The sequence below is a fragment of the Colwellia demingiae genome (genome assembly GCF_007954275.1).
GTDB lineage: Bacteria > Pseudomonadota > Gammaproteobacteria > Enterobacterales > Alteromonadaceae > Colwellia > Colwellia demingiae.
Genome location: NZ_VOLT01000004.1, coordinates 371,077 through 390,635, shown reverse-complemented (window position 1 = coordinate 390,635; position 19,559 = coordinate 371,077). Strand labels below are relative to the sequence as shown.

Below are 19,559 nucleotides of genomic sequence, written 5' to 3'. Positions count from 1 at the left end.
CACAACTTAACATTTAAGACTTAACATCCTGAACCGAATACTTGAGTTCAGCTTTATCTATGGTTCTAAAGGTGAGGTTTATCCGTGGTTCAGATACTTTTTTGGTTGGTGGTAAACGGTGTAACCAATGCTGCTGCGTAATGCCTTTCATCACTAACAAACTGCCAGGTTTAAGTTGTAAGGCAACAACTTCTTTTGAAAATTTATGTTTAAAAGCAAACTTTCGCTCCGCGCCAAAGCTTAGCGAGGCAATAGCACCTTGCTCTTTTAAATCTGCTTCACCATCACTGTGCCATGCCATGCCCTCTTCACCCGAATGGTAAAGGTTTAATAAACACGAGTTATAGCTTTCATTGCTTTGTTGTTCTACTAAATTTTTAAGCAATAATAACTCTTCAGTAAATGGGATAGAGTATCTGGTAACCCCTGAGTAACTATAGGCAAAAGGTTTACCGTCAATCGTATCTGCGCACCAAGCGACTTTTCTTTTCGTTTCTATGATCTTACCAAATACTAAGGCTTGATCGTGACGCCAAGCAATAGTGTTAAATAACCGCTCAAAGTAATAGCTGCTATCACTAAGAGGCATGATTTCGCCATAATAATTAACCACACCATCTTTTGGCAAAATGTTAATCGGCTCATCGAGCAAAGAAGAAAATAAGTCCATGATTAAATAAAATAGCCTTAACGCGAGTTATAGATTATCTATTGCCCCAAGGATTAGCAGAAGTTGCAGCTGCAGCACGCTCACGCGTTTTCTTAGCTTGTTTAATGCGTATCTCTTCTGCATCTTCAAGGCTAAGCTCTTTCGGTGGTCTTTGCTCTAACCCTGCAGGCACAATACGGTCACGTGGTGGTAATTCAAAGTTAGCATCATCGGCTTTAGGTAAGCTGTTATATTGATACATATAAAAAGCCTCAACCTTTTCTTGCGCCCATGAAGTTTTCTTTAAAAACTTTAAACTCGACTCAATACTGGCATTTTGCTTAAAGCAATTTAGGTTCATGTAAGCCGATAATATTTCAAAACCGTAATGGTCAACTAATGTTGTTAAAACTGTTTCTAAACTTGTACCGTGCAGTGGATTCGCTTTATAGATATCGGGGTTACTCATTTTTATTCCTAACTTTTCATCACTATTCAATATTTTGATTATACCTTCTTTTGATGCATCACTACATACGGGAGCGTTAAAACAAATAAAAAAGCTGTAAGATAACGTCACTTTGTCAGTGTCGCTAACTTACAGCTTTATTAATTTTTAATTTAAGCGCAAATATATTTACACTCTAATTTATAACAATATGACTAACTATTGCTTAGTAACATTCACTTCAGCATCAGCATTATCAAGTGCTAACTTATAACCAAATGAAACATGGTGATAACGAGCGCTTGAGTAATCGTCATGTATTGCAAAGCCAAAGTTATATACTTTACCTGCTTCAATACTTACATCACCGGCTTTATCAGATTTAAGCTTACGCTTAACAACTACCGACCAAGTACCATTTTTCAATGAAGCTTCAACAGCTGCGCCAACACCTTTATGCATGTCGCGTTCTGCTAAAATTTGACCATCTTCAACTTCTTTGGTGCCTGATTTATAACGAACAACATCCATAAATTGATTAGCTGTTTGTGCCGCATCAATTTCGCTTTGATCTTTCAGTTTATCCCAACCACCTAATGATTTACCGCCACGACCTTTAAGCTCTAGCTTAGTACGTGATTCTTTAAGATACTTAGTAACACCTGTACCTGAACCAGTATCGAATTTAAGACGTTTAGCTAAATCACTGCCTTTCAACGTATCAGCATCTGGTGCAAACGGCATAGAGTTAGCATCCGCATGACACGTACCCCAACAACCTGCTCTATCTGCGTATTCAACATCATCAGTTGCTAGCATAAAAGCTAACTTCATTGGGTTTTCTGGGTCCATTTTACCACCATCAACAAATGGAACGGCAGCGTGTTCACCATCAGCCCAACTGAATCTCAAATATAGATTTTCAGCATCGTGAGTTGAATCAATAGTTACATCGATATGACCACGTTTTCCAGGGATAACATTAGGTTCAAGTTTCTTCTCACTTTCACCGGTAACGATATTGTTACCAATATCAGCTATCTCTTCACCATGACATTCAATACAACGATCACCCTTAGTAAAGGCACGTTTACCACCGTGTCTACGACCTAAAATCCATTCAATAGACGCAGTACCTGGGTAGAAAACACCAATATCTTTTGAGCTTGCTTTGCTCCAATCAACATTAATATTACTAGCAGTCGGTGCTGCACTTGCAGTAGCTTTTGACGACTTAGCTGTAGTCGCTTTGCTAGAACCAGCATTAGCTAATGCTTCTTCAACGGCAGAGGCTATTTTCTGTTCATTTTTTGCTTTTTCAGCCATTTTTTCTTCTTTGACTTTCGCAGCCGCTGCAGCTTCTTTCGCTTCTACACGTGCTAAACCTTCGCGGTAAGCTTGTGGCACTTCACGAATATAATCAGGGTTTGGTGCTTCAAGTATTTCTAATTCTTCATCAGAAAGCTTGTCACGTACATTGTGATGCGCAATACCTTTATGACAATCGATACAGGTTTGTCCTGTTTCGAAAGCATTTAAATGCTGCTTACGTGCGCGTGGCTTTTGAAATTCAGGATTCATAGATTCAAAATTGTGAAAGTTACGGCACTCTCTTGAGTCAGTTGATTTCATTGCATGCCAAACACTTTGGGCTAATTCAAATCGGTGCTCATTAAATTTTTCTTTGGTATCAAGCTTGCCTGTTAACCAAGAAAAAACTTCTTTTGACGCTTGAATTTTACGAACAACTTTATGTATCCAAGGTTTAGGAACGTGACAGTCCGGACAGCCAGCTCTCACGCCTGTACGATTAGAAAAATGTATTGATGGTTTGTATTCTTGGTAAACGTTGGCTTCCATTTCGTGACAACCGATACAAAACTCGGTGGTATTCGTTGCTTCCATGGCAGTATTGAAACCACCCCAGAAGACAATACCTACGATAAAGAAGATAACAGCACCTGAGACAGTAGTGCCGAGTATTAATCGACGTGACCAAAAACTTGGTTTTAAGAAAGTGTTATTTGCCATAATTGACTCTTGAATTGACTCTTAATAAGTTCAGCTCTCTTCCCTTTAGCAATAATGCTGAGGGAAATTATTATCCATTGCCTTCCCGATTGATCTAAACAAGGAAGTCACAATGCTTATAAGGCGTAGTAACGTATTTATAAAGTACGATTACAACCCTTTTTATTTTCACTACTTCAGTTACTTTTCTAAGAAAATGTCGAATGAAAAGTCGAATGAAAATAAAAAGGGCATGGCATCAGCCATGCCCTATTCATATTTAGTAACGCTTACCTATAAAGGTAAGATAATTACCTAAGTTTTATGGTTCATACGGTTATGAACGTTAAACTTACCAGTAGGCGTTGTTAAGCCTTTAATGCGGTATAACTCTTTAAGAGTTTTTGCATCATAAACAACAATCTCACCAGTTGGGTTTTTAGCATCTTTACGGTTCCAAACTGAAACCCAAACTTCAGAGCCATCGTTGTTAAATTCCATGTGTAAAGCCGCTTTACCTGGCTCAGTTGTTACACGGATAGTTTTAACAATTTCATGAGTATCTTTATCAAATACTTGCACTGACTGTTGAACTTCTGGTTCAGGGTGCTTAAGTTGATCAGCCCAAACGTATTGTGAAGTTTCGTGTGTACGAATGAATGCACCAGCACCATCTGTTTCAACTTCATAACAAAGTTTCCACGCTTTATCTGGGTGACCCATAGGATCGTTACCCCAAACAGAAACTAGGCCAACACCTAAGTGAGTTGTTCCGCCAACAGGACCACATTCTTTATCAATCCAGTTAGCACCTGGACCAGGATGTGGTAGAGCGTCAACTTCGATCATCGCTTCTAACTTACGTTCGATAGTATCAATAACAACCATTTTGTTTGATGCGTTAGCAGCAATTTGGAAGTAACGACCTGAAGGGTCGAAGAAACCATCGTGTAAGAATTCTGCTGAAGCAATGCTAGTAATTGTTAAGTTATCTAAGTCAGTATAATCAACTTGTAACATTTGACCCGTTTCTTTAACGGCAACGATAAATGAAGATGTTAGAGGCGAAGTGTAAATTGCCGCTACACGTGCTTCATTGATGAATTCACCTTTAGTATTGTAACCACGAGTAGATACAACTTTAAGTGGGTTTAACGTTACAGCATCCATGATAACGAAATGCGCAGGCCAGTAACCACCAGCAATTACGTATTTTCCGTCACCAGAAACAGCGATATCACGAGCGTCATAAGCCATTTTAGTTTCAGCAACTAACATTTTATCAGGTGTTTGCCATAAATCGATTTTGTTAACTTTACCGTCACGACCAATGGTGTACCAGAAACGACCAACATCTTTTGCATGGTCAATTTTATGATGCTCAGTACCTTTGATTACATGTACTGCGTAACCGGTATCGATATGAGTGATGATTTTCTTAGTATCGCCATCAATAATTGCCGCAGTACCTGCGTCACGTTCGATAACAACAAAGAAGTTTTTCCAGTTTAAACCGTGCATTGGTTTAGTTGGGTAATCTTTCGGTGCAACATACTCTTTAGTATGTGAACGCATTTGCTCTAAAGACATTTCTGGTGGAACAGGTGGTTCCATTTGGATGAACGTTGCCATGTTGGCAATTTCTTTCTTAGTGAACAAGTCATCAAAGTTGTTCATGCCGCCTTCAGTACCTAAAGCGATAATTTTCTCTAAACGCTTCTGGCCTTTTTTCATTGTGCTTTTTGGCTCTAAGTTTTTGCCTGTAGCGCCTTTACGCAAAGTACCATGACAACCAGCACAGCGTTGGAAGTATTGTAATTTTGCTTTTTCATAATCAGCTTCAGCCAAAGTTGGTTCTGCAGCTGATACTGACATACTAACACCAGTAGCAGCCATGCCTATTGCTAGACCAAGTGCTGAAAGACCATATTTTACTGTTTTCATTGGGTACTCTCCAGATATTAAAAATTATTTTTTTGTTAAACAAGTTAAATAATGATGCTTTACCTTTGTTTAACTTTTTAGTCGTTTTCATTTAGCAGATCGGAGCTATTTAGAGCCAATCGACTGAGATCCTGATAAAAAAGGCATCTTCAGGAAGTTTTGTTTACACATAATGTGTAAAACGTTGATGCTTCATTTATGTAACGAAATATTACTATCAGCACTATCAGCTATATCCACTTTTGAAAATGTGATTCAGATCAAGTTTAAAAAAAAATAACTTTTAATGATTACACAAGTTGATCAAGGTCAATAAATTGCGCATTGAATTATAAAAAAACTACTTGTTCATCAGTATTAAGCGCTACTATTCAGTCAACGTTACTAATCATTTAACCATATTTTTTTTAGGGGTATTTTTTCATGGAGAATCGCACTAAGTCATTTATTTATGCGGCTATCATCGGCTTAATTATTGTTGCCATCTTTTTAGGTTTTTTATCAAGTATGGCGAACCCCATCTCTTGGATCCTAATTGCAGTATTATTGCTCATTCCAGTTCTTTACAAGAAAAAGTCTAATCCAAAGCAAATGAAGTGGCGTGAAGAGTACAGCGTTGGTATCGCACACATAGATGATGACCATAAAAAGTTAATCAGTTTATTAAATAATTTTAGCATCGCTTATGACTACGCTATGAGTGAGTCTTTTGAAAAAGAAGCATTGAACGAATTAATTAGCTATACCAAGTATCATTTTGAGCGTGAAGAAAAGATGATGGAAGATAATGGCTATCCTGACTTAATCGCTCATAAAGCGCAGCATAAAGTGATGATTGAGCAAGTTGAGAAATTTGTACAACTATACAATGACAAAGGCCATGATGCGCTTGAAGAAATTGCTAGTTTCTTAACTGATTGGTTAATAAATCATATAAATGGTACTGATAAACAGTATTCTGAACACTTACATAGCAAAGGTATTTATTAACATTTAATCACACATTCTTCACAGACGAACACACAAAAGAGCTTCCTAGAAGCTCTTTTTTTTGATAACTACCAAATCGATTGAATGAGCTAAAACTCAGTGAAAATTAGTATAATTCCGCATAAAGTGATTTAAATCAAAAAAGCCTCGCACTTCATCATCAAAGTATGATCTTTGACAAAAAACGAATCCCCTAAGCGTTATAAGGTTAAGACAACTTAAAAAGCACAGTGGAAATAAAATGAGTCCTATAAAAATCACCTTAAGCGGTTTAGCTATCGCTACTCATTTATTAAGCCTTATTTTTGTTACAGCTGCTGTTGCAGCGAACGATGACACCAATAAAGAAGCGTTATCTCAAGCACGTAAAGATCAACTTACCCATATCGTTAAACAAGATTGTGGTTCTTGCCATGGCATGACCTTAAAAGGGGGACTAGGGCCAGCGTTATTACCAGAAAACCTTGAAGGAAAATCAATACCGTATTTACAATATACTATTTTACATGGCCGAACAGGCACTGCAATGCCTCCTTGGAAACCGCTATTAACCGAACAAGAAGCCTTGTGGATTTCCCAACAATTAAAAGCGGGAAAAGTAGCTAAACAATAAACCAAATATTTAATAGCTAAATTAAAGTATTCAAAACCAAACAACTTTTTACCAAATATAACAGCAAAGACTTTTAGCACTAATAAAAGCACCATGAAAGGATAACTGATGAACACACCCTTATTAAAACTAGCGAGCATTGTAATACTGTCTAGCGTGATTGCCGCTTGCACTAGTCAAACGTCTACTAAAACAGACCAAGCACCAATTCGCGCCACTGGAGATATGGGGGTTGTTATTGAGCGCGCCACCGGCCAAGTGCAAATTGTTAACCATACCAATCAAGAAGTATTAGCAGAAATAGATGGTCTAGGTGATTTATCTCACGCTTCTATTGTTTATTCACGTGACCAACGCTATGCCTATGTTTTCGGCCGTGATGGTGGGTTAACTAAAATAGATATTCTTAAAGACAAAATTGCCAAGCGCGTAATGCAGTCAGGTAATAGTATTGGCGGCGCAATTAGCCAAGATGGTAAATTAGTTGCCGTTTCAAACTACACTCCTGGCGGCGTAAAAGTATTTAACAGTGAAACGCTTGAATTGGTCGCCACAATCGACAGCTCTATTTTAACCACTAAACCAAAAAATAAAGATGGCAGCCCAGTACGCTCTAAAGTAGTTGGCTTAGTTGATGCGCCAAACAACAAGTTTGTTTTTAGCTTATTTGATAGTCATGAAATTTGGATTGCCGACTTCTCAACGATTGAGCAAGACAAAACGCCTAAAATAACCAAGTTTACTGATATTGGCCTATTTCCTTATGACGCCTTAATCAGCCCTGATGGTCGCTACTATATTGCCGGTTTATTTGGCGAAGACGGTATGGCGCTCGTTGACTTATGGCATATAGAAAAAGGTGTTAAACGTATTTTACCTAATTACGGTAAAGGTCAGAAAAAACTACCTGTTTATAAAATGCCCCATTTAGAAGGCTGGGCAATTGCTGGCGACTACGCTTTTATGCCAGCAGTGGGTCAACATGAAGTCTTAGTAGTAAACACTAAAACATGGGAACAAGTGACATCAATCCCTGCTCATAGCCAACCAATATTTGTTATGGCGCAGCCTGATAACCGACAAATATGGGTTAACTTTGCTCACCCTGACAACAATACCATTCAGATATTTAATACCGAAACCTTTGAATTAGTAAAAACGTTAACGCCTGGTCCTGCTGTGTTACATATGGAGTTCACCCCACGTGGCGAACACGTATGGATGTCAGTACGCGATAGCAATGAAATTCAGATTTACGATACCAAGACTCAAACGTTACAAAAAACACTTAAATCATCAAGCCCGAGCGGTATTTTCTTTACCAGTCGCGCACACCAAATAGGCTTATAATCATGACTAAAGAAACCGCAATAATTAGTCAGTTACAGCAAGACATTATTAATAATAGCCAAAAGGGTTTTCCACTTACCAGCCAGCCTTATAAAACAATTGCTGAGCAACTGGCTCACGTTAATATTGTGACGAATGAGCTGGAGGTATTTCAAGCCATTGATGATCTAAACAGCCAAGAAGTGCTATCACGTGTTGGACCAGTATTTGATCATAAAAAAGCAGGCGCAAGCACATTAGCTGCCCTTGCGGTGCCAGAAAAAGACCTTGATAAAATTGCCGGTATTGTTAACCAATTTGACCAAGTGAATCATAACTACGGTAGAGAGCATGTTTATAATTTATGGTTTGTCGTCACGGCCAGCGATATGGTGGCACTCAATAGCACCATAGTAAACATTGAATTACTCACAGGTTTACCTGTTTTAGTATTACCAATGGAAGCTTCTTATCACATTGATTTAGCGTTCAGTATTAATGTTACTGGCGTAGAAAGTCCCACTTCCAATCAAGAAAGTAAACTCGTTACTTTTAATAATAATGACACAATAAGCTTAACTGACATTGAAAAAACAGCCTTACGTCAAGCCATCGAGAAAGGCTTACCAACGCACTTATTTCCTTATCAAGTAATTGCCGAACAACTCGCTTTAACAGAGCAACAAGTGTTGATGCAAATATCTCTTTGGCAAGAAGATGGTTTGATCCGCCGCTTTGGTTTAGTCATTAAGCATAGAAAATTAGGTTACGACGCGAATGCTATGGTTGTTTGGAATATTCCTAATGAAAACATGGATGCCGTTGCCCTGAAATTAGCCAAGTGTGCTCCTGTTTCCCTGTGTTATCAACGTCCTCGCCGCTTACCTGATTGGCCATATAACTTGTTCTGCATGATTCATGGCACAGATAGAACCTTAGTTTTACAACAAATAAGTCAAATTACCGAACAGCTTGGCCTTGAGTCGATCGAAAAAGATGTGCTATTTAGCTTCAAAGCTTATAAACAGCACGGTGCTCGTTATTTTAAAACAAAGAGCAGTAAGGTAAAAACCAGCAAGATAAATGCCGGTAAAACAGAAAATAACAACGACATGAAAAAACAAGGACAAGCCCATGGATAATAGCAGCAGTCCACTTAAGACCGAAAGCCTAAGTAAAAGCCGAAAATGCCAAACCGTTGAACTTTCTGCGCTAGAGAAACAATTAATCAACCTACTACAGCATGGCTTACCTGTTTGTGAGCGCCCTTTTGCACAAATTGCTGAAGAAATATCAAGCACCGAACAAGCCGTCATTGAATGTTTAACAAAATTGCGCAGCGAAAAAGTACTAACCCGTTTTGGCCCCATGTTTGATGCAGCAAGTTTAGGTGGCGCTTTTACCTTAGCAGCTTTAGCAGTACCCGAAGCTGATTTTGACTTTGTTACCGAACAAGTAAATAGTTTTGAACAAATTGCTCATAACTACCGCCGAGATCATGATTTTAATATGTGGTTCGTTATCGCCACAGAATCAGCTGAAGAAATTGAGAAAGTAGTACAAGCGATTGAAACAAAAACTGGTTTAAAGGTGCTTAACGTACCGAAACTAAAAGAGTTCTATGTGAATTTATACCTACCAGTATAACTACCCGTTTAACAGATTACTCGTTTAAAAACAGCAGCAAAGCGTGTTAATTACTGAGTAAAACGCCACATACAAAAGAGTTTACATTATGTCTACAATCACTCAAGAACACGAAAAAATAACGAAAGAAAAACTTAGCGATCAAGAAAGACAATACATTTTATTAACCCAGAATGGTTTACCTATTATTCAGGAGCCTTATCACGCGATTGCAGAGCAAATGAATCTTAGTGTTGAGCAAGTACTCTCCCTAACTAAAAGCATGCAAGAACGTGGCATTATCAGACGCATTGCCGCTGTACCTAATCACTATAAATTGGGTTATCAATTCAACGGCATGACCGTATGGGATATTGATGATGAGCAAGCCGAAAAGTTTGGCGATGCTGTTGGTAGGTTACCTTTCGTTAGCCATTGTTATTTAAGACCACGCTTTTTACCCGAGTGGAATTACAATTTATTCGCCATGGTGCATGGAAAAACAGAAGAATCAATCACCAAGTATCGGGGTCAGATCAAAGAATTGTTAAAAGAGGTCTTGGTCTCCCGCAACCATGATTCAAGTCAAGACATTATTACCAAAAGTAATGATATGTTAACCAGCACAGCAATACTGAAAAAAACAGGTTTGCGATTAAAAAAGTAATAGTAGCCTAATACCAAAGGTATACGGACTTATAACTAGATTACATTAATCGCATAAAGAACAACGCCGAAGGTCAAGGTATGTAATACCAAGTCTATTAAGTTATTTCCCGCTCAGCGAGAATTAAAAGACTTAGAGGCAGGCTTTAATTAAAGATAATGGTTATTCCCTTATCAAAATAAATAACGCTGTAAATAAGTCTTTGCCTTTTGCTAGGTACTCGCCCTTCGGGAGCTTATTAGCAAACTGATAACATCGCAAAATTGGTGAAATATAGAATAACTATATTTAATCAATTTCACTTATTCTAAGCTCGCTAATAGTAGCTCTGAGCTGAGAATAAATTTAATAGAATTGGTATAATATTATGTTTAGAATCTCACAATTATTAAAAACACTTCATGATGACATGGCTGAACTTAAGCCCGTTAAAGCATCACGTAAAATGAAGGGTCCAGTGGTTATATGGAACCTGATCCGTCGTTGCAACTTGCAATGTAAACACTGTTATTCAACATCTCTTGATATCGACTTTAAAGACGAACTATCAACTGAGCAAGTTAAAGCCACCATAGATGATTTAAAAGTTGCTCATGTGCCCGTGTTAATTTTGTCAGGTGGCGAGCCATTATTACGCCCTGATATTTATGAAATCACTGAATATGCTAAACAAAAAGGTTTTTACCTTGCGCTATCTACTAACGGCACGTTAATTAACGAAGACAATATTGAAGCAATTAAAGCTGCAGAGTATCAATATGTTGGTATCAGCATTGATGGTTTAGAAGAGTTTCACGATGAGTTCCGTCGTCAAAAAGGTAGTTTTAAAACCTCAATGCATGCCATTAAGTTGTGTAAAGAGGCGGGTATTAAAGTCGGCATGCGTTTATGTTTAACACGCGAAAACTTCAAAGATTTACCTGCCATGTTGAATTTAATGGAAGAAAATAGTGTTGATAAATTTTATTTATCTCACCTTAATTATTCAGGCCGTGGCAAGCGCACCGCTGAAAATGATGCCATGTTCAAAATGACTAAAGACGCTATGGAGCTTCTTTATACTCGTGCTTGGTCGCATATCAATCAAGGCATAGAAACCGACTTTGTTACCGGTAACAATGATGCTGACGGTCCATTTTTATTACAATGGGCAAGCAAGCAGTTTGCTGAAGAATATCCAGAAGCTATTGCCAATTTAAAACAACGTTTAATCAATTGGGGCGGTAATTCAAGTGGTATTAACGTAGCCAACATTGATAACACCGGCACAATTCACCCTGATACTTACTGGTGGAATCATCCTATCGGCAATGTAACAACTGAAAAGTTTTCTGATGTCTGGCGTGATACTCAAGACTCACTAATGTTAGGTTTTAGACAATCACCACGCCCAGTAAAAGGACGTTGTGCAAGTTGTGATCACTTAGCTATTTGTGGTGGCAACACTCGAACCCGTGCTTTTGCGCAAACCGGTGATGCTTGGGCTGAAGATCCTGGATGTTACTTAGATGATGATGAAATTGGTTTTATCCCGTCGCCATCAAAGTTTGCCGACGAGTTAACTAACACAGAAAATCCGATTCAATTTGTTGAAGTTTAACCGTAGTAAGTACACTAATTATTAAAGAAAACTTAGCAACACGTAACAAATTAATTATTAACAATACGTAGCTAACTAATTCTTAATGATACAAAACTAAAGAAACTAATTAAGCAACCGAGCCTGTCCTGAAATAGGCTCAAGTGCAATAAGGCGAGAGCATGAATACACTATCAGCAAATCAACCAAACAGCCTAATATCAGCAGATAACGATAAAATATCAGCGAGAGGGAAATCAGTATTAAACCAAGGCGAAGTTGCCCTAGTTGGCTCTGGCCCTGGTGATGCTGAATTATTAACTATTCGTGCAATGCGCTTTATTGAGCAAGCTGAAATCGCAATTTATGACCGATTAGTAAGTGATGAAATATTAGCGCTATTGCCTGATAATTGTGAACGATTTTACGTGGGTAAAGAGCAAGCTAAACATTGTGTACCACAAGATAAAATTAACGAAATTTTAGTACACGAAGCGCGCTTAGGTAAAAGAGTATTGCGTTTAAAAGGTGGCGACCCGTTCATCTTTGGTCGTGGTGGTGAAGAAGCAGAATACATGTTGCAACATGGTGTAAGTTGTCATATTTGCCCAGGCATTACTGCTGCTTCTGGCTGTACAACGTATGCAGGCATTCCGTTAACACATCGCGGTGTTGCACAAGGTTGTACATTTATTACTGGTCATATTCAAAACAATGGTCAGCTTAATTTGCCATGGCAGAGTTTATGTTGCCCAACCCAAACGGTTGTGTTTTACATGGGCATTAATACCTTATCTAAAATTGCAGAAAAACTTGTTGAGCATGGCCGAGATATTAATACGCCAGCCGCATTAATTCGTAAAGGCACACAGCCTGAACAAAAAACCTATCGCGGTACTATCGGTAACTTGGCTGAGCTTGTTGAAAAACATAATATTACCCCGCCAACGCTTATCGTTATTGGTGATGTAGTAAATCAGTTAACTGAGCAACAATTAAAAACCCCTGGTTTTTTAGATGCTAATGACTATGTTCAACCACAAGCAATAAAAATAGCTTAAGTAAAACTGAACAGACTGCCAGCTAACAGTCGTCATTTCCGAGGTTCCTGATCGGAAATCCATAGCTTTAAACTGGCTCCTCGATTAAAACAACACGAGGATGACGACGAGTACTAGTCAGATTAATTAATGATAAAAATTTAATGATAATAAATTTTCAAGAAAAAGGCGCTTGATTCAGTAATAGCTGGCTATTGGGATTGAAAGCAACGACTTTATTGGATGTTTAGGCCATTAAAATGGATCCTGTAATTACTTTGATTAGTATATATATCACGAATACAAAAGGTTACCCCCATGACTAAACACCATTTTTTAATGTCTCTATCTATCGCTCTTTTGTGTGGTTTTTTTACCGTCAATGCTGTCAATGCAGCACCAGCCAAAAAAATCACAATGTCAGCCGATGAAAAAGTTGCGGCCCAAAAGCTCTATCAAGACAATTGTCAAAGCTGTCATGGCGTTGATCGATTAGGTGCTATGGGGCCTGCATTATTACCAGAAAACCTTGCCCGTTTTCGCAAAAACAAAGCCATTAAGGTTATCAATACCGGTCGTGCTGCCACACAAATGCCTGCCTTTAACAAAACCTTAACTAAGGCTGAAATCGCCAGTTTAGCTAATTATATTTATACGCCATCAAAAGCCTCTCTGAGCTGGACAGTTGCCGATATTAACGCGTCAAAAGTACAACATTTTGATCAAAGTAAACTACCAAATGAAGCACAGTTTGACGCTGATTTAATGAATTTATTTATTGTTGTTGAATTAGGTGACCACAGCGCCACCTTATTAAACGGCGATACCTTTGAGCGCTTAGATCGCTTTAAAACCCGTTTTGCTTTACACGGTGGACCAAAATATTCTCCTGACGGTCGCTTTGTATTTTTTGCCTCGCGCGATGGTTGGATCAGTAAATACGATATTTACAATCGCAAAACCGTCAGCGAAGTTCGCGCAGCGATTAATACGCGCAACATCGCTATATCGAATGACGGTAAATATTTAATTGTCGGTAATTACCTACCTAATAACGTAGTCATACTCAATACCAAAGACTTATCACCACTTAAAGTGATTGATGCCATCGACAGTGACGGCAATAGTTCACGTGTAAGTGCCGTATACAACGCGCCACCACGTCATAGTTTTATTGTCGCACTCAAAGACGTGAAAGAAGTATGGGAAATACCTTACAGTGATGAAGGCGGCGTTGAAGTCTATAAAGGCTGGGCACATGACTATAGAGTAGAAGCGAAAGCAGAAGGTTGGAAAGCTGATTTATCTAAAAAGAGTGATCAATTCCCTATTCGCCGCATTAAAACTGATGATTACTTGAATGACTTTTTCTTCGACCCTGATTACATCAACTTAATTGGTACCGCGCGTAACAGCCACAATGGTCAAGTGATCAACCTAGACACTAAAAAGAAAGTAGCCTCTATCGGCTTAACCGGTATGCCACATTTAGGCTCTGGCATTACCTGGAATTATCAAGGAAAAGAAGTGTTCGCTTCACCCAATATCAAAGAAGGTAAAATTACTGTTATCGATATGGAGAATTGGAACATCATTAAAGAGATCAAAACCGAAGGCCCGGGTTTCTTTATGCGTAGTCACAGCAAATCGCGTTATGCGTGGACCGACGTATTCTTTGGCCCAAATAACGACAAAGTACACGTTATTGACAAGAGCACTTTAGAGATAGTAAAAACCTTAGCGCCATCACCGGGGAAAAATGCCGCCCATGTTGAGTTTACCAAAGATGGTAAGTTCGTACTGTTAAGTGTGTGGGATATGGATGGTGAACTGATTGTTTACGATGCCGAAACATTGGAAATAGTAAAGCGTATGCCAATGAAGAAACCGTCGGGTAAGTACAATGTATTTAACAAAATAAGCTATGAGAAAGGCACGAGTCATTAAACTCATTTGATACACTATTTCTCAATAATAAATGGCTCGCCCATGACTAACTGGTATAGTTATAAAAAGATAACTATCTACTGCAATTAACTTAATTTAAGTTAATTGCAGAAAGTCAGGAGAATATTTAGTGAGTTATGAAATTCAGTCCATCAAGCCTCATCACGATCATCAAGTTTGCAAAATAATTAAAAAAGTTGGCTCAGAGTTCGGAGCCGTTGGTGAAGGGTTTGGTCCTTCCGATCCTGAAGTTGATGCGATGAGCCTTCATTATAAAAATGAAGATGCTAGCTGCTACTTAGTTGCCACTATTGCAGAAGAAATAGTTGGAGGAAGTGGAATTGCAGCTTTTAATGGCAGCAAAGAGATATGTGAGTTGCGTAAGTTATTCCTACTCCCAGAAAGTCGAGGATTAGGCTTAGGTAAAAAACTTACTGAAAGTTGCTTAGACTTTGCTAAAAGTAAAGGTTATAAAGAATGCTATTTGGATACACTAACAAGCATGGAATCTGCAATTTCTCTCTATGAAAAGCTAGGTTTCATTCATCTAGATAAACCACTAGCAGGTACAATCCACAGTGGATGCGATGTTTGGATGTTAAAAAAGCTGTAATCTACACTCCATGCGAAAAACAGCTTTCATATTATCATCCTATCTCTACTTTACATTTCATCTCGAAAAATGGCTAAATAAACCTCCTGTGAATTACAAACGCTGTAATTTATAGCGGTCTTATTTAAGCCAATCGATTCTATATTGAAATTAGTTTACTCTTAGCTAGTTCTTAATTAAAAGAGCTTTATAATACTAAAGCTTTGTCATTGGCTAACAAACAGTCACTAAACAATATCTTAATCATCAATAAAGGCTATCCATTAATGTTATCAACTTTTTTTAAAGCAAAACCAGTCATTGATGAAGAAAGTAAAGAATGGATTTTTGATACCTTTCTTTGGTGTATCGACCAACTTGATGGCGACTTTTTCAAAGATAACAGTGAATTGATATTACCCAACAATTCTTTTTATCCGGGCAGTGCAAGCAGTGTAGAAGCAATGGCGGATAAAATATTTGCTAATACGCTTAAATACGCCGGCATGACGTCTTGGCCACTACAATTGGTATCAGCTGACAACTTTAGCCAAAAGCCAATGCCTCAATTAATTTTTGAATCAAGGCTTCGTGGTGAAGACGCTAATGTTAGTTCTAAAATAAATACGCATATAAGCTCTGATGTAAGCTCTCATGTCAGTTATAAAGTAGAAGGTGAGGAAATCACACCTACATTAGCACCTTCAACACCTACGATAGATATTGCTTTTCATTCAAGTCAGCTTAACCAGCCACAAGATTTAATTGCCTATTTAGTACAAGTACAGGCCGGTATTTTAGTTAATCAAAATGGTATGCTTCCCCCTGGAGGTAAAGAAGTATTGCCTCAAACTATAGATTTAGTCGCTTGTTTTATGGGGTTTGGTGTTATCTTTGCTAATACAGCTTACCAATTTAAAGGTGGTTGTGGCTCGTGTAACAACCAAAACCTTAACCGACAATCAGCACTGCCTGAGTTAGAAACAGTTTATGCTTTAGCTTTATTTTGCGTAATAAAAGGGGTTGATATTAAGCCGGTAAAGAAAGCGCTGAAATCTCATCTGACTAAGCCATTTCGCCAAGCTCACAAAGAAATTTCATTGTATTTACAACAAACCACTAATCCTGAACATACACAGCTAATCGCTGCTAATGGTTAATGTTAGTAAGTGGTTATGTTATTTACTACGATGCCATATTAGCGTTAAAAGATTACTGTGAGTGATTGTACTGACAGTGTTAGTAACTTATTTTATTGATCTACGTTTTGGGTAATCTATATTTTTACATTGGTGTATATCATTTAATAAATCACCTTGATATTCGCTGGATTCATTCATGAGGGCTAAAGAGGTAATCCCCATTGGTTCTGCAAGTGTTTCAACCAACTGGTTATATAAACTAACGCTAATCGGTTTGATTTGGTCGAGTTTACCCAACAACTCGTCTTGTTCTGGTGAAGAAAGTTTGTGCCCCCTTGATACTTTATGCGCCTTTTCTATCCAAAAAAGATAAGCATGCCTAACATCACTTTCGCTCACTAAGGTGAGCCTACTGATGCGGTAATGCAATCTGTCATATAGCATAGGCTCATTGTTTAATATAGATAACCTAAGCAACTGTAAACCCGCGACAATTTGACCAGAACGCCTCGAAATTTTTTGTGAGAGTTGTAAAGCATTTATCAAGTACTCTTTGGCCAACGAATAATTGCCTTCTTTTAGCGCCATTATTCCTAAGCTGTTATAAATAGCGCTTATTAATACCTCTGCATTTTGTTGTTTAGCTAATTGCAAAGCTTGAGCATAGGTTGCTTTCGCCTGACTATATTTATTAAGAGAACTTAAGCTACTCCCTTTACTGATCAGTAAACTTATTATTTGTTTGTCGTTTTTAATTGGTTGTTCAAGTCCACAATTGAAGAGCAAAATAGATTCATGGGGATGTCCAGTTCGGCGTAAAAATATACCTAAACTACTTAACAAAGAAACAAATTTATCTGTTTCCTTTTCTAGTTCGGGATAGGAGATCATTACTTTTACCGTTTTTTCAACCTGATTTAAATCATTTAGAGCAATAGATGCTCTTAATAGATTTTGATGCCAGGTTAATTGATCATTTATGCTCAGCTGACCAATATTGGCAAGGTGTTTTTTAAGTATTCTTGATGAAACTGAGGGTTGTATTCGTAAGTAGTCTTCTGCTTCAGATAACTTGCTCAATAAACTTTCTGATGCAGGCTCTGCACTTACAGAGTGAATCATGAAAGTAATCATTATAAAAAGCTGTAATCTAAGCATAATATCCATATTGATGAGCGTCTTCAATGAAAGAAATTGGCTTGTAGTCTAAGTAAACCGCTTAGAAGTTTTTATAAAGTCCTAAAATGCCTAAAATACAGTAAAAATTATAGCACCTCTTATTCCTTTATCTAGAAAGCCAGTCAATTTCTCCATTAATATCATCCCTAAGTAAAATAAACTAAGATATCCAATACAAAGCGATACCACTAAAAAACCCCATAAAAAGCAGCTAATTTCCCTAATTAGTTATCGCTTGTCTTGCCAATTCATTATCTAATTCGAAACGAATTTAACAGTTTGAATTCAGTAGCATTTGATGTAAATTAGCAGTTAAAATAGTCACGGTAATGACTAAGATGTCTGCACAATAGTTTGGTCTTACTTAAACGGAGTTAACGTGAAACGAAAAATTGGCGTTGTACTTTTAGTGCTTGCAGCATTAATAGCTATGGGCACAGCTGCTGCACATCTATCATGCATATATTTGGGCCCTGAATGTTATGCCGCTCAAATGGCACCCCCACCAATTGTAGAATCTGCTATTAATGGTACTTATTTAGCGCCAATCGGAACGATATTCGCCTCAGCTGTTTTTGTTATTCTGGGGCTTTATGCGCTATCTGGTGCTGGCTTTACGGGCAAGTTAATAGATAAACTACCACTGGTTAACTATGCAATATATTCCATAACAACGCTTTGTATTATTCGTGGTCTATTGCCATTACAACTCTGGCTTCGCCACCCCGAAAAAGTAAATGATACTGTTCTTTATGTTGGTATTGTTTGGCTAATGACTGGGTTACTGTATTTAGTTGGCTATCGTATCTGCGCTAAACAACACACATCAATTTGATAAAGTAGAACATCATGATTAATTCTGTATTACAAACAATGCGCCCTTCCTTTCTAGTATTAACACTAGCCTGTGTTTTTCTGGGGCTTTGCACTTCTTTGGCTACGGGAGCATCAATAGATAAAGTAGTGTTTATGCTTATCTTCATTGGTGCTATGTCTGCTCATATCAGTGTAAACATGCTGAATGAGTATCATGATTTTAAAAGTGGATTAGACTTTAAAACCATAAAAACCCCCTTTAGTGGTGGTAGCGGCGCACTGCCCAATAACCCAAAAGTTGCAAAGTTAGTATTGTTGCTTGGGCTGTTAACATTGTTTATCACCATCGCTATTGGTATTTATTTTATTCGCACTATTGGCGCTACTATTCTGCCGATTGGTCTAGTGGGACTGGTGATTATTGTCACGTATACCCAATGGCTAAATCGCATGCCAAAGTTGTGTTTAATTGCCCCTGGGGTGGGATTTGGACTGTTAATGGTTATTGGTACGCATATCGTATTAACGTTGGACTATTCATTACTGGTTTGGCTAGTTTCACTAATACCATTTTTTCTGATCAATAATCTGCTTTTGTTAAATCAATATCCTGATATGAAAGCCGATGCCAGTGTTGGTCGTAAAACCTTTCCGTTAGCTTTTGGTATCAAGCGCAGTAATCAAGTTTATGGCTTATTTATGTTACTAACCTATTCATTAATTTTACTGTATGTTGTGGTGGGCATATTGCCAACGATCGGTTTGATTGCGTTAATTCCAATGCCGCTTTCCATTTTTGCATGGATTGGTGCTATTAAACATAAAGAGAACATCGGGAACTTTCAGCAGCACTTAGGCGCGAATGTAGCAGCTACCATAATAACGCCATTCTTATTAGGACTATCAATACTTATTGGTTAATGGTTAATGGTTAATGGTTAATTAAAGTAGAGCAAAATACACTAAAGTATTTCGCTCTACTTAAAAA

18 protein-coding genes are annotated in these 19,559 nt (G+C 38.0%); 13 read left to right on the top strand and 5 right to left on the bottom strand.

Translation table 11 applies throughout. The features are described 5' to 3' along the window. Window positions 1-13 precede the first annotated feature (13 nt). The 4 genes from ESZ36_RS09805 to ESZ36_RS09790 form a co-directional block, all read right to left on the bottom strand. Entirely contained in the window at window positions 14-670 is a 657-nt protein-coding gene (locus ESZ36_RS09805) for an alpha-ketoglutarate-dependent dioxygenase AlkB family protein (RefSeq protein WP_146786997.1), read from the bottom strand. Between the two features lie 34 nt (window positions 671-704). Next, window positions 705-1,118, bottom strand: coding sequence for a VF530 family protein (locus ESZ36_RS09800; RefSeq protein WP_146786994.1), 414 nt, complete (start codon window positions 1,116-1,118; stop codon window positions 705-707). Between the two features lie 198 nt (window positions 1,119-1,316). Beyond that, window positions 1,317-3,128 (bottom strand): NapC/NirT family cytochrome c, encoded by a 1,812-nt coding sequence (locus ESZ36_RS09795; protein WP_146786991.1) that lies wholly within the window; start codon window positions 3,126-3,128, stop codon window positions 1,317-1,319. A gap of 294 nt (window positions 3,129-3,422) precedes the next feature. Further along, window positions 3,423-5,051, bottom strand: coding sequence for a cytochrome D1 domain-containing protein (locus ESZ36_RS09790; RefSeq protein WP_146786988.1), 1,629 nt, complete (start codon window positions 5,049-5,051; stop codon window positions 3,423-3,425). A 423-nt stretch (window positions 5,052-5,474) separates the two neighbouring features. Here ESZ36_RS09790 and ESZ36_RS09785 point away from each other — a divergent pair, with 423 nt between their 5' ends. From ESZ36_RS09785 to ESZ36_RS09735, 11 genes are all read left to right on the top strand, one after another. After that, window positions 5,475-6,041: a bacteriohemerythrin gene (locus ESZ36_RS09785; protein WP_146786985.1), complete on the top strand. Its 567-nt coding sequence runs from the start codon at window positions 5,475-5,477 to the stop codon at window positions 6,039-6,041. 241 nt (window positions 6,042-6,282) lie between these two features. Continuing rightward, the gene (locus tag ESZ36_RS09780; protein ID WP_146786982.1) at window positions 6,283-6,654 is read left to right on the top strand and encodes a c-type cytochrome; all 372 of its coding nucleotides are present in this window, start codon (window positions 6,283-6,285) and stop codon (window positions 6,652-6,654) included. Window positions 6,655-6,762: 108 nt separating this feature from the next. Beyond that, window positions 6,763-8,004, top strand: a complete 1,242-nt coding sequence (locus tag ESZ36_RS09775) for a cytochrome D1 domain-containing protein (protein WP_146786980.1) — start codon at window positions 6,763-6,765, stop codon at window positions 8,002-8,004. A 2-nt stretch (window positions 8,005-8,006) separates the two neighbouring features. After that, complete coding sequence (gene ahbB, locus ESZ36_RS09770; protein ID WP_146786977.1) at window positions 8,007-9,125, top strand: siroheme decarboxylase subunit beta; 1,119 nt, start codon at window positions 8,007-8,009, stop codon at window positions 9,123-9,125. Then, window positions 9,118-9,630, top strand: a complete 513-nt coding sequence (locus ESZ36_RS09765; protein ID WP_146786974.1) for an Lrp/AsnC family transcriptional regulator — start codon at window positions 9,118-9,120, stop codon at window positions 9,628-9,630. The genes ahbB (ESZ36_RS09770) and ESZ36_RS09765 overlap by 8 nt, the downstream gene beginning before the upstream one ends. A gap of 88 nt (window positions 9,631-9,718) precedes the next feature. Then, window positions 9,719-10,276, top strand: coding sequence for a siroheme decarboxylase subunit beta (ahbB, locus tag ESZ36_RS09760; RefSeq protein WP_146786972.1), 558 nt, complete (start codon window positions 9,719-9,721; stop codon window positions 10,274-10,276). A gap of 367 nt (window positions 10,277-10,643) precedes the next feature. After that, window positions 10,644-11,876 carry a heme d1 biosynthesis radical SAM protein NirJ gene (nirJ, locus tag ESZ36_RS09755; protein ID WP_146786969.1) on the top strand — a complete coding sequence of 411 codons (1,233 nt, stop codon included), beginning with the start codon at window positions 10,644-10,646 and terminating at the stop codon, window positions 11,874-11,876. A gap of 161 nt (window positions 11,877-12,037) precedes the next feature. Next, a complete protein-coding gene (cobA, locus tag ESZ36_RS09750; protein ID WP_146786967.1) occupies window positions 12,038-12,916 on the top strand; it encodes a uroporphyrinogen-III C-methyltransferase in 879 nt (292 codons plus the stop codon). 297 nt (window positions 12,917-13,213) lie between these two features. After that, entirely contained in the window at window positions 13,214-14,842 is a 1,629-nt protein-coding gene (locus ESZ36_RS09745) for a nitrite reductase (RefSeq protein ID WP_146786964.1), read from the top strand. Between the two features lie 130 nt (window positions 14,843-14,972). Beyond that, the gene (locus ESZ36_RS09740; protein ID WP_146786961.1) at window positions 14,973-15,455 is read left to right on the top strand and encodes a GNAT family N-acetyltransferase; all 483 of its coding nucleotides are present in this window, start codon (window positions 14,973-14,975) and stop codon (window positions 15,453-15,455) included. Window positions 15,456-15,721: 266 nt separating this feature from the next. Further along, window positions 15,722-16,594: a hypothetical protein gene (locus ESZ36_RS09735; RefSeq protein ID WP_146786958.1), complete on the top strand. Its 873-nt coding sequence runs from the start codon at window positions 15,722-15,724 to the stop codon at window positions 16,592-16,594. An 87-nt stretch (window positions 16,595-16,681) separates the two neighbouring features. On the opposite strand, the gene ESZ36_RS09730 is transcribed toward ESZ36_RS09735, so the two are convergent. Beyond that, window positions 16,682-17,698, bottom strand: coding sequence for a hypothetical protein (locus ESZ36_RS09730; protein ID WP_170235815.1), 1,017 nt, complete (start codon window positions 17,696-17,698; stop codon window positions 16,682-16,684). Window positions 17,699-18,134: 436 nt separating this feature from the next. Between ESZ36_RS09730 and ESZ36_RS09725 the strand changes: the two genes are divergently transcribed. Together ESZ36_RS09725 and ESZ36_RS09720 are read left to right on the top strand one after the other, a co-directional pair. Then, window positions 18,135-18,590: a hypothetical protein gene (locus tag ESZ36_RS09725; RefSeq protein WP_146786952.1), complete on the top strand. Its 456-nt coding sequence runs from the start codon at window positions 18,135-18,137 to the stop codon at window positions 18,588-18,590. A 14-nt stretch (window positions 18,591-18,604) separates the two neighbouring features. Further along, the gene (locus tag ESZ36_RS09720) at window positions 18,605-19,492 is read left to right on the top strand and encodes a prenyltransferase (RefSeq protein ID WP_246129046.1); all 888 of its coding nucleotides are present in this window, start codon (window positions 18,605-18,607) and stop codon (window positions 19,490-19,492) included. Window positions 19,493-19,559 lie beyond the last annotated feature (67 nt).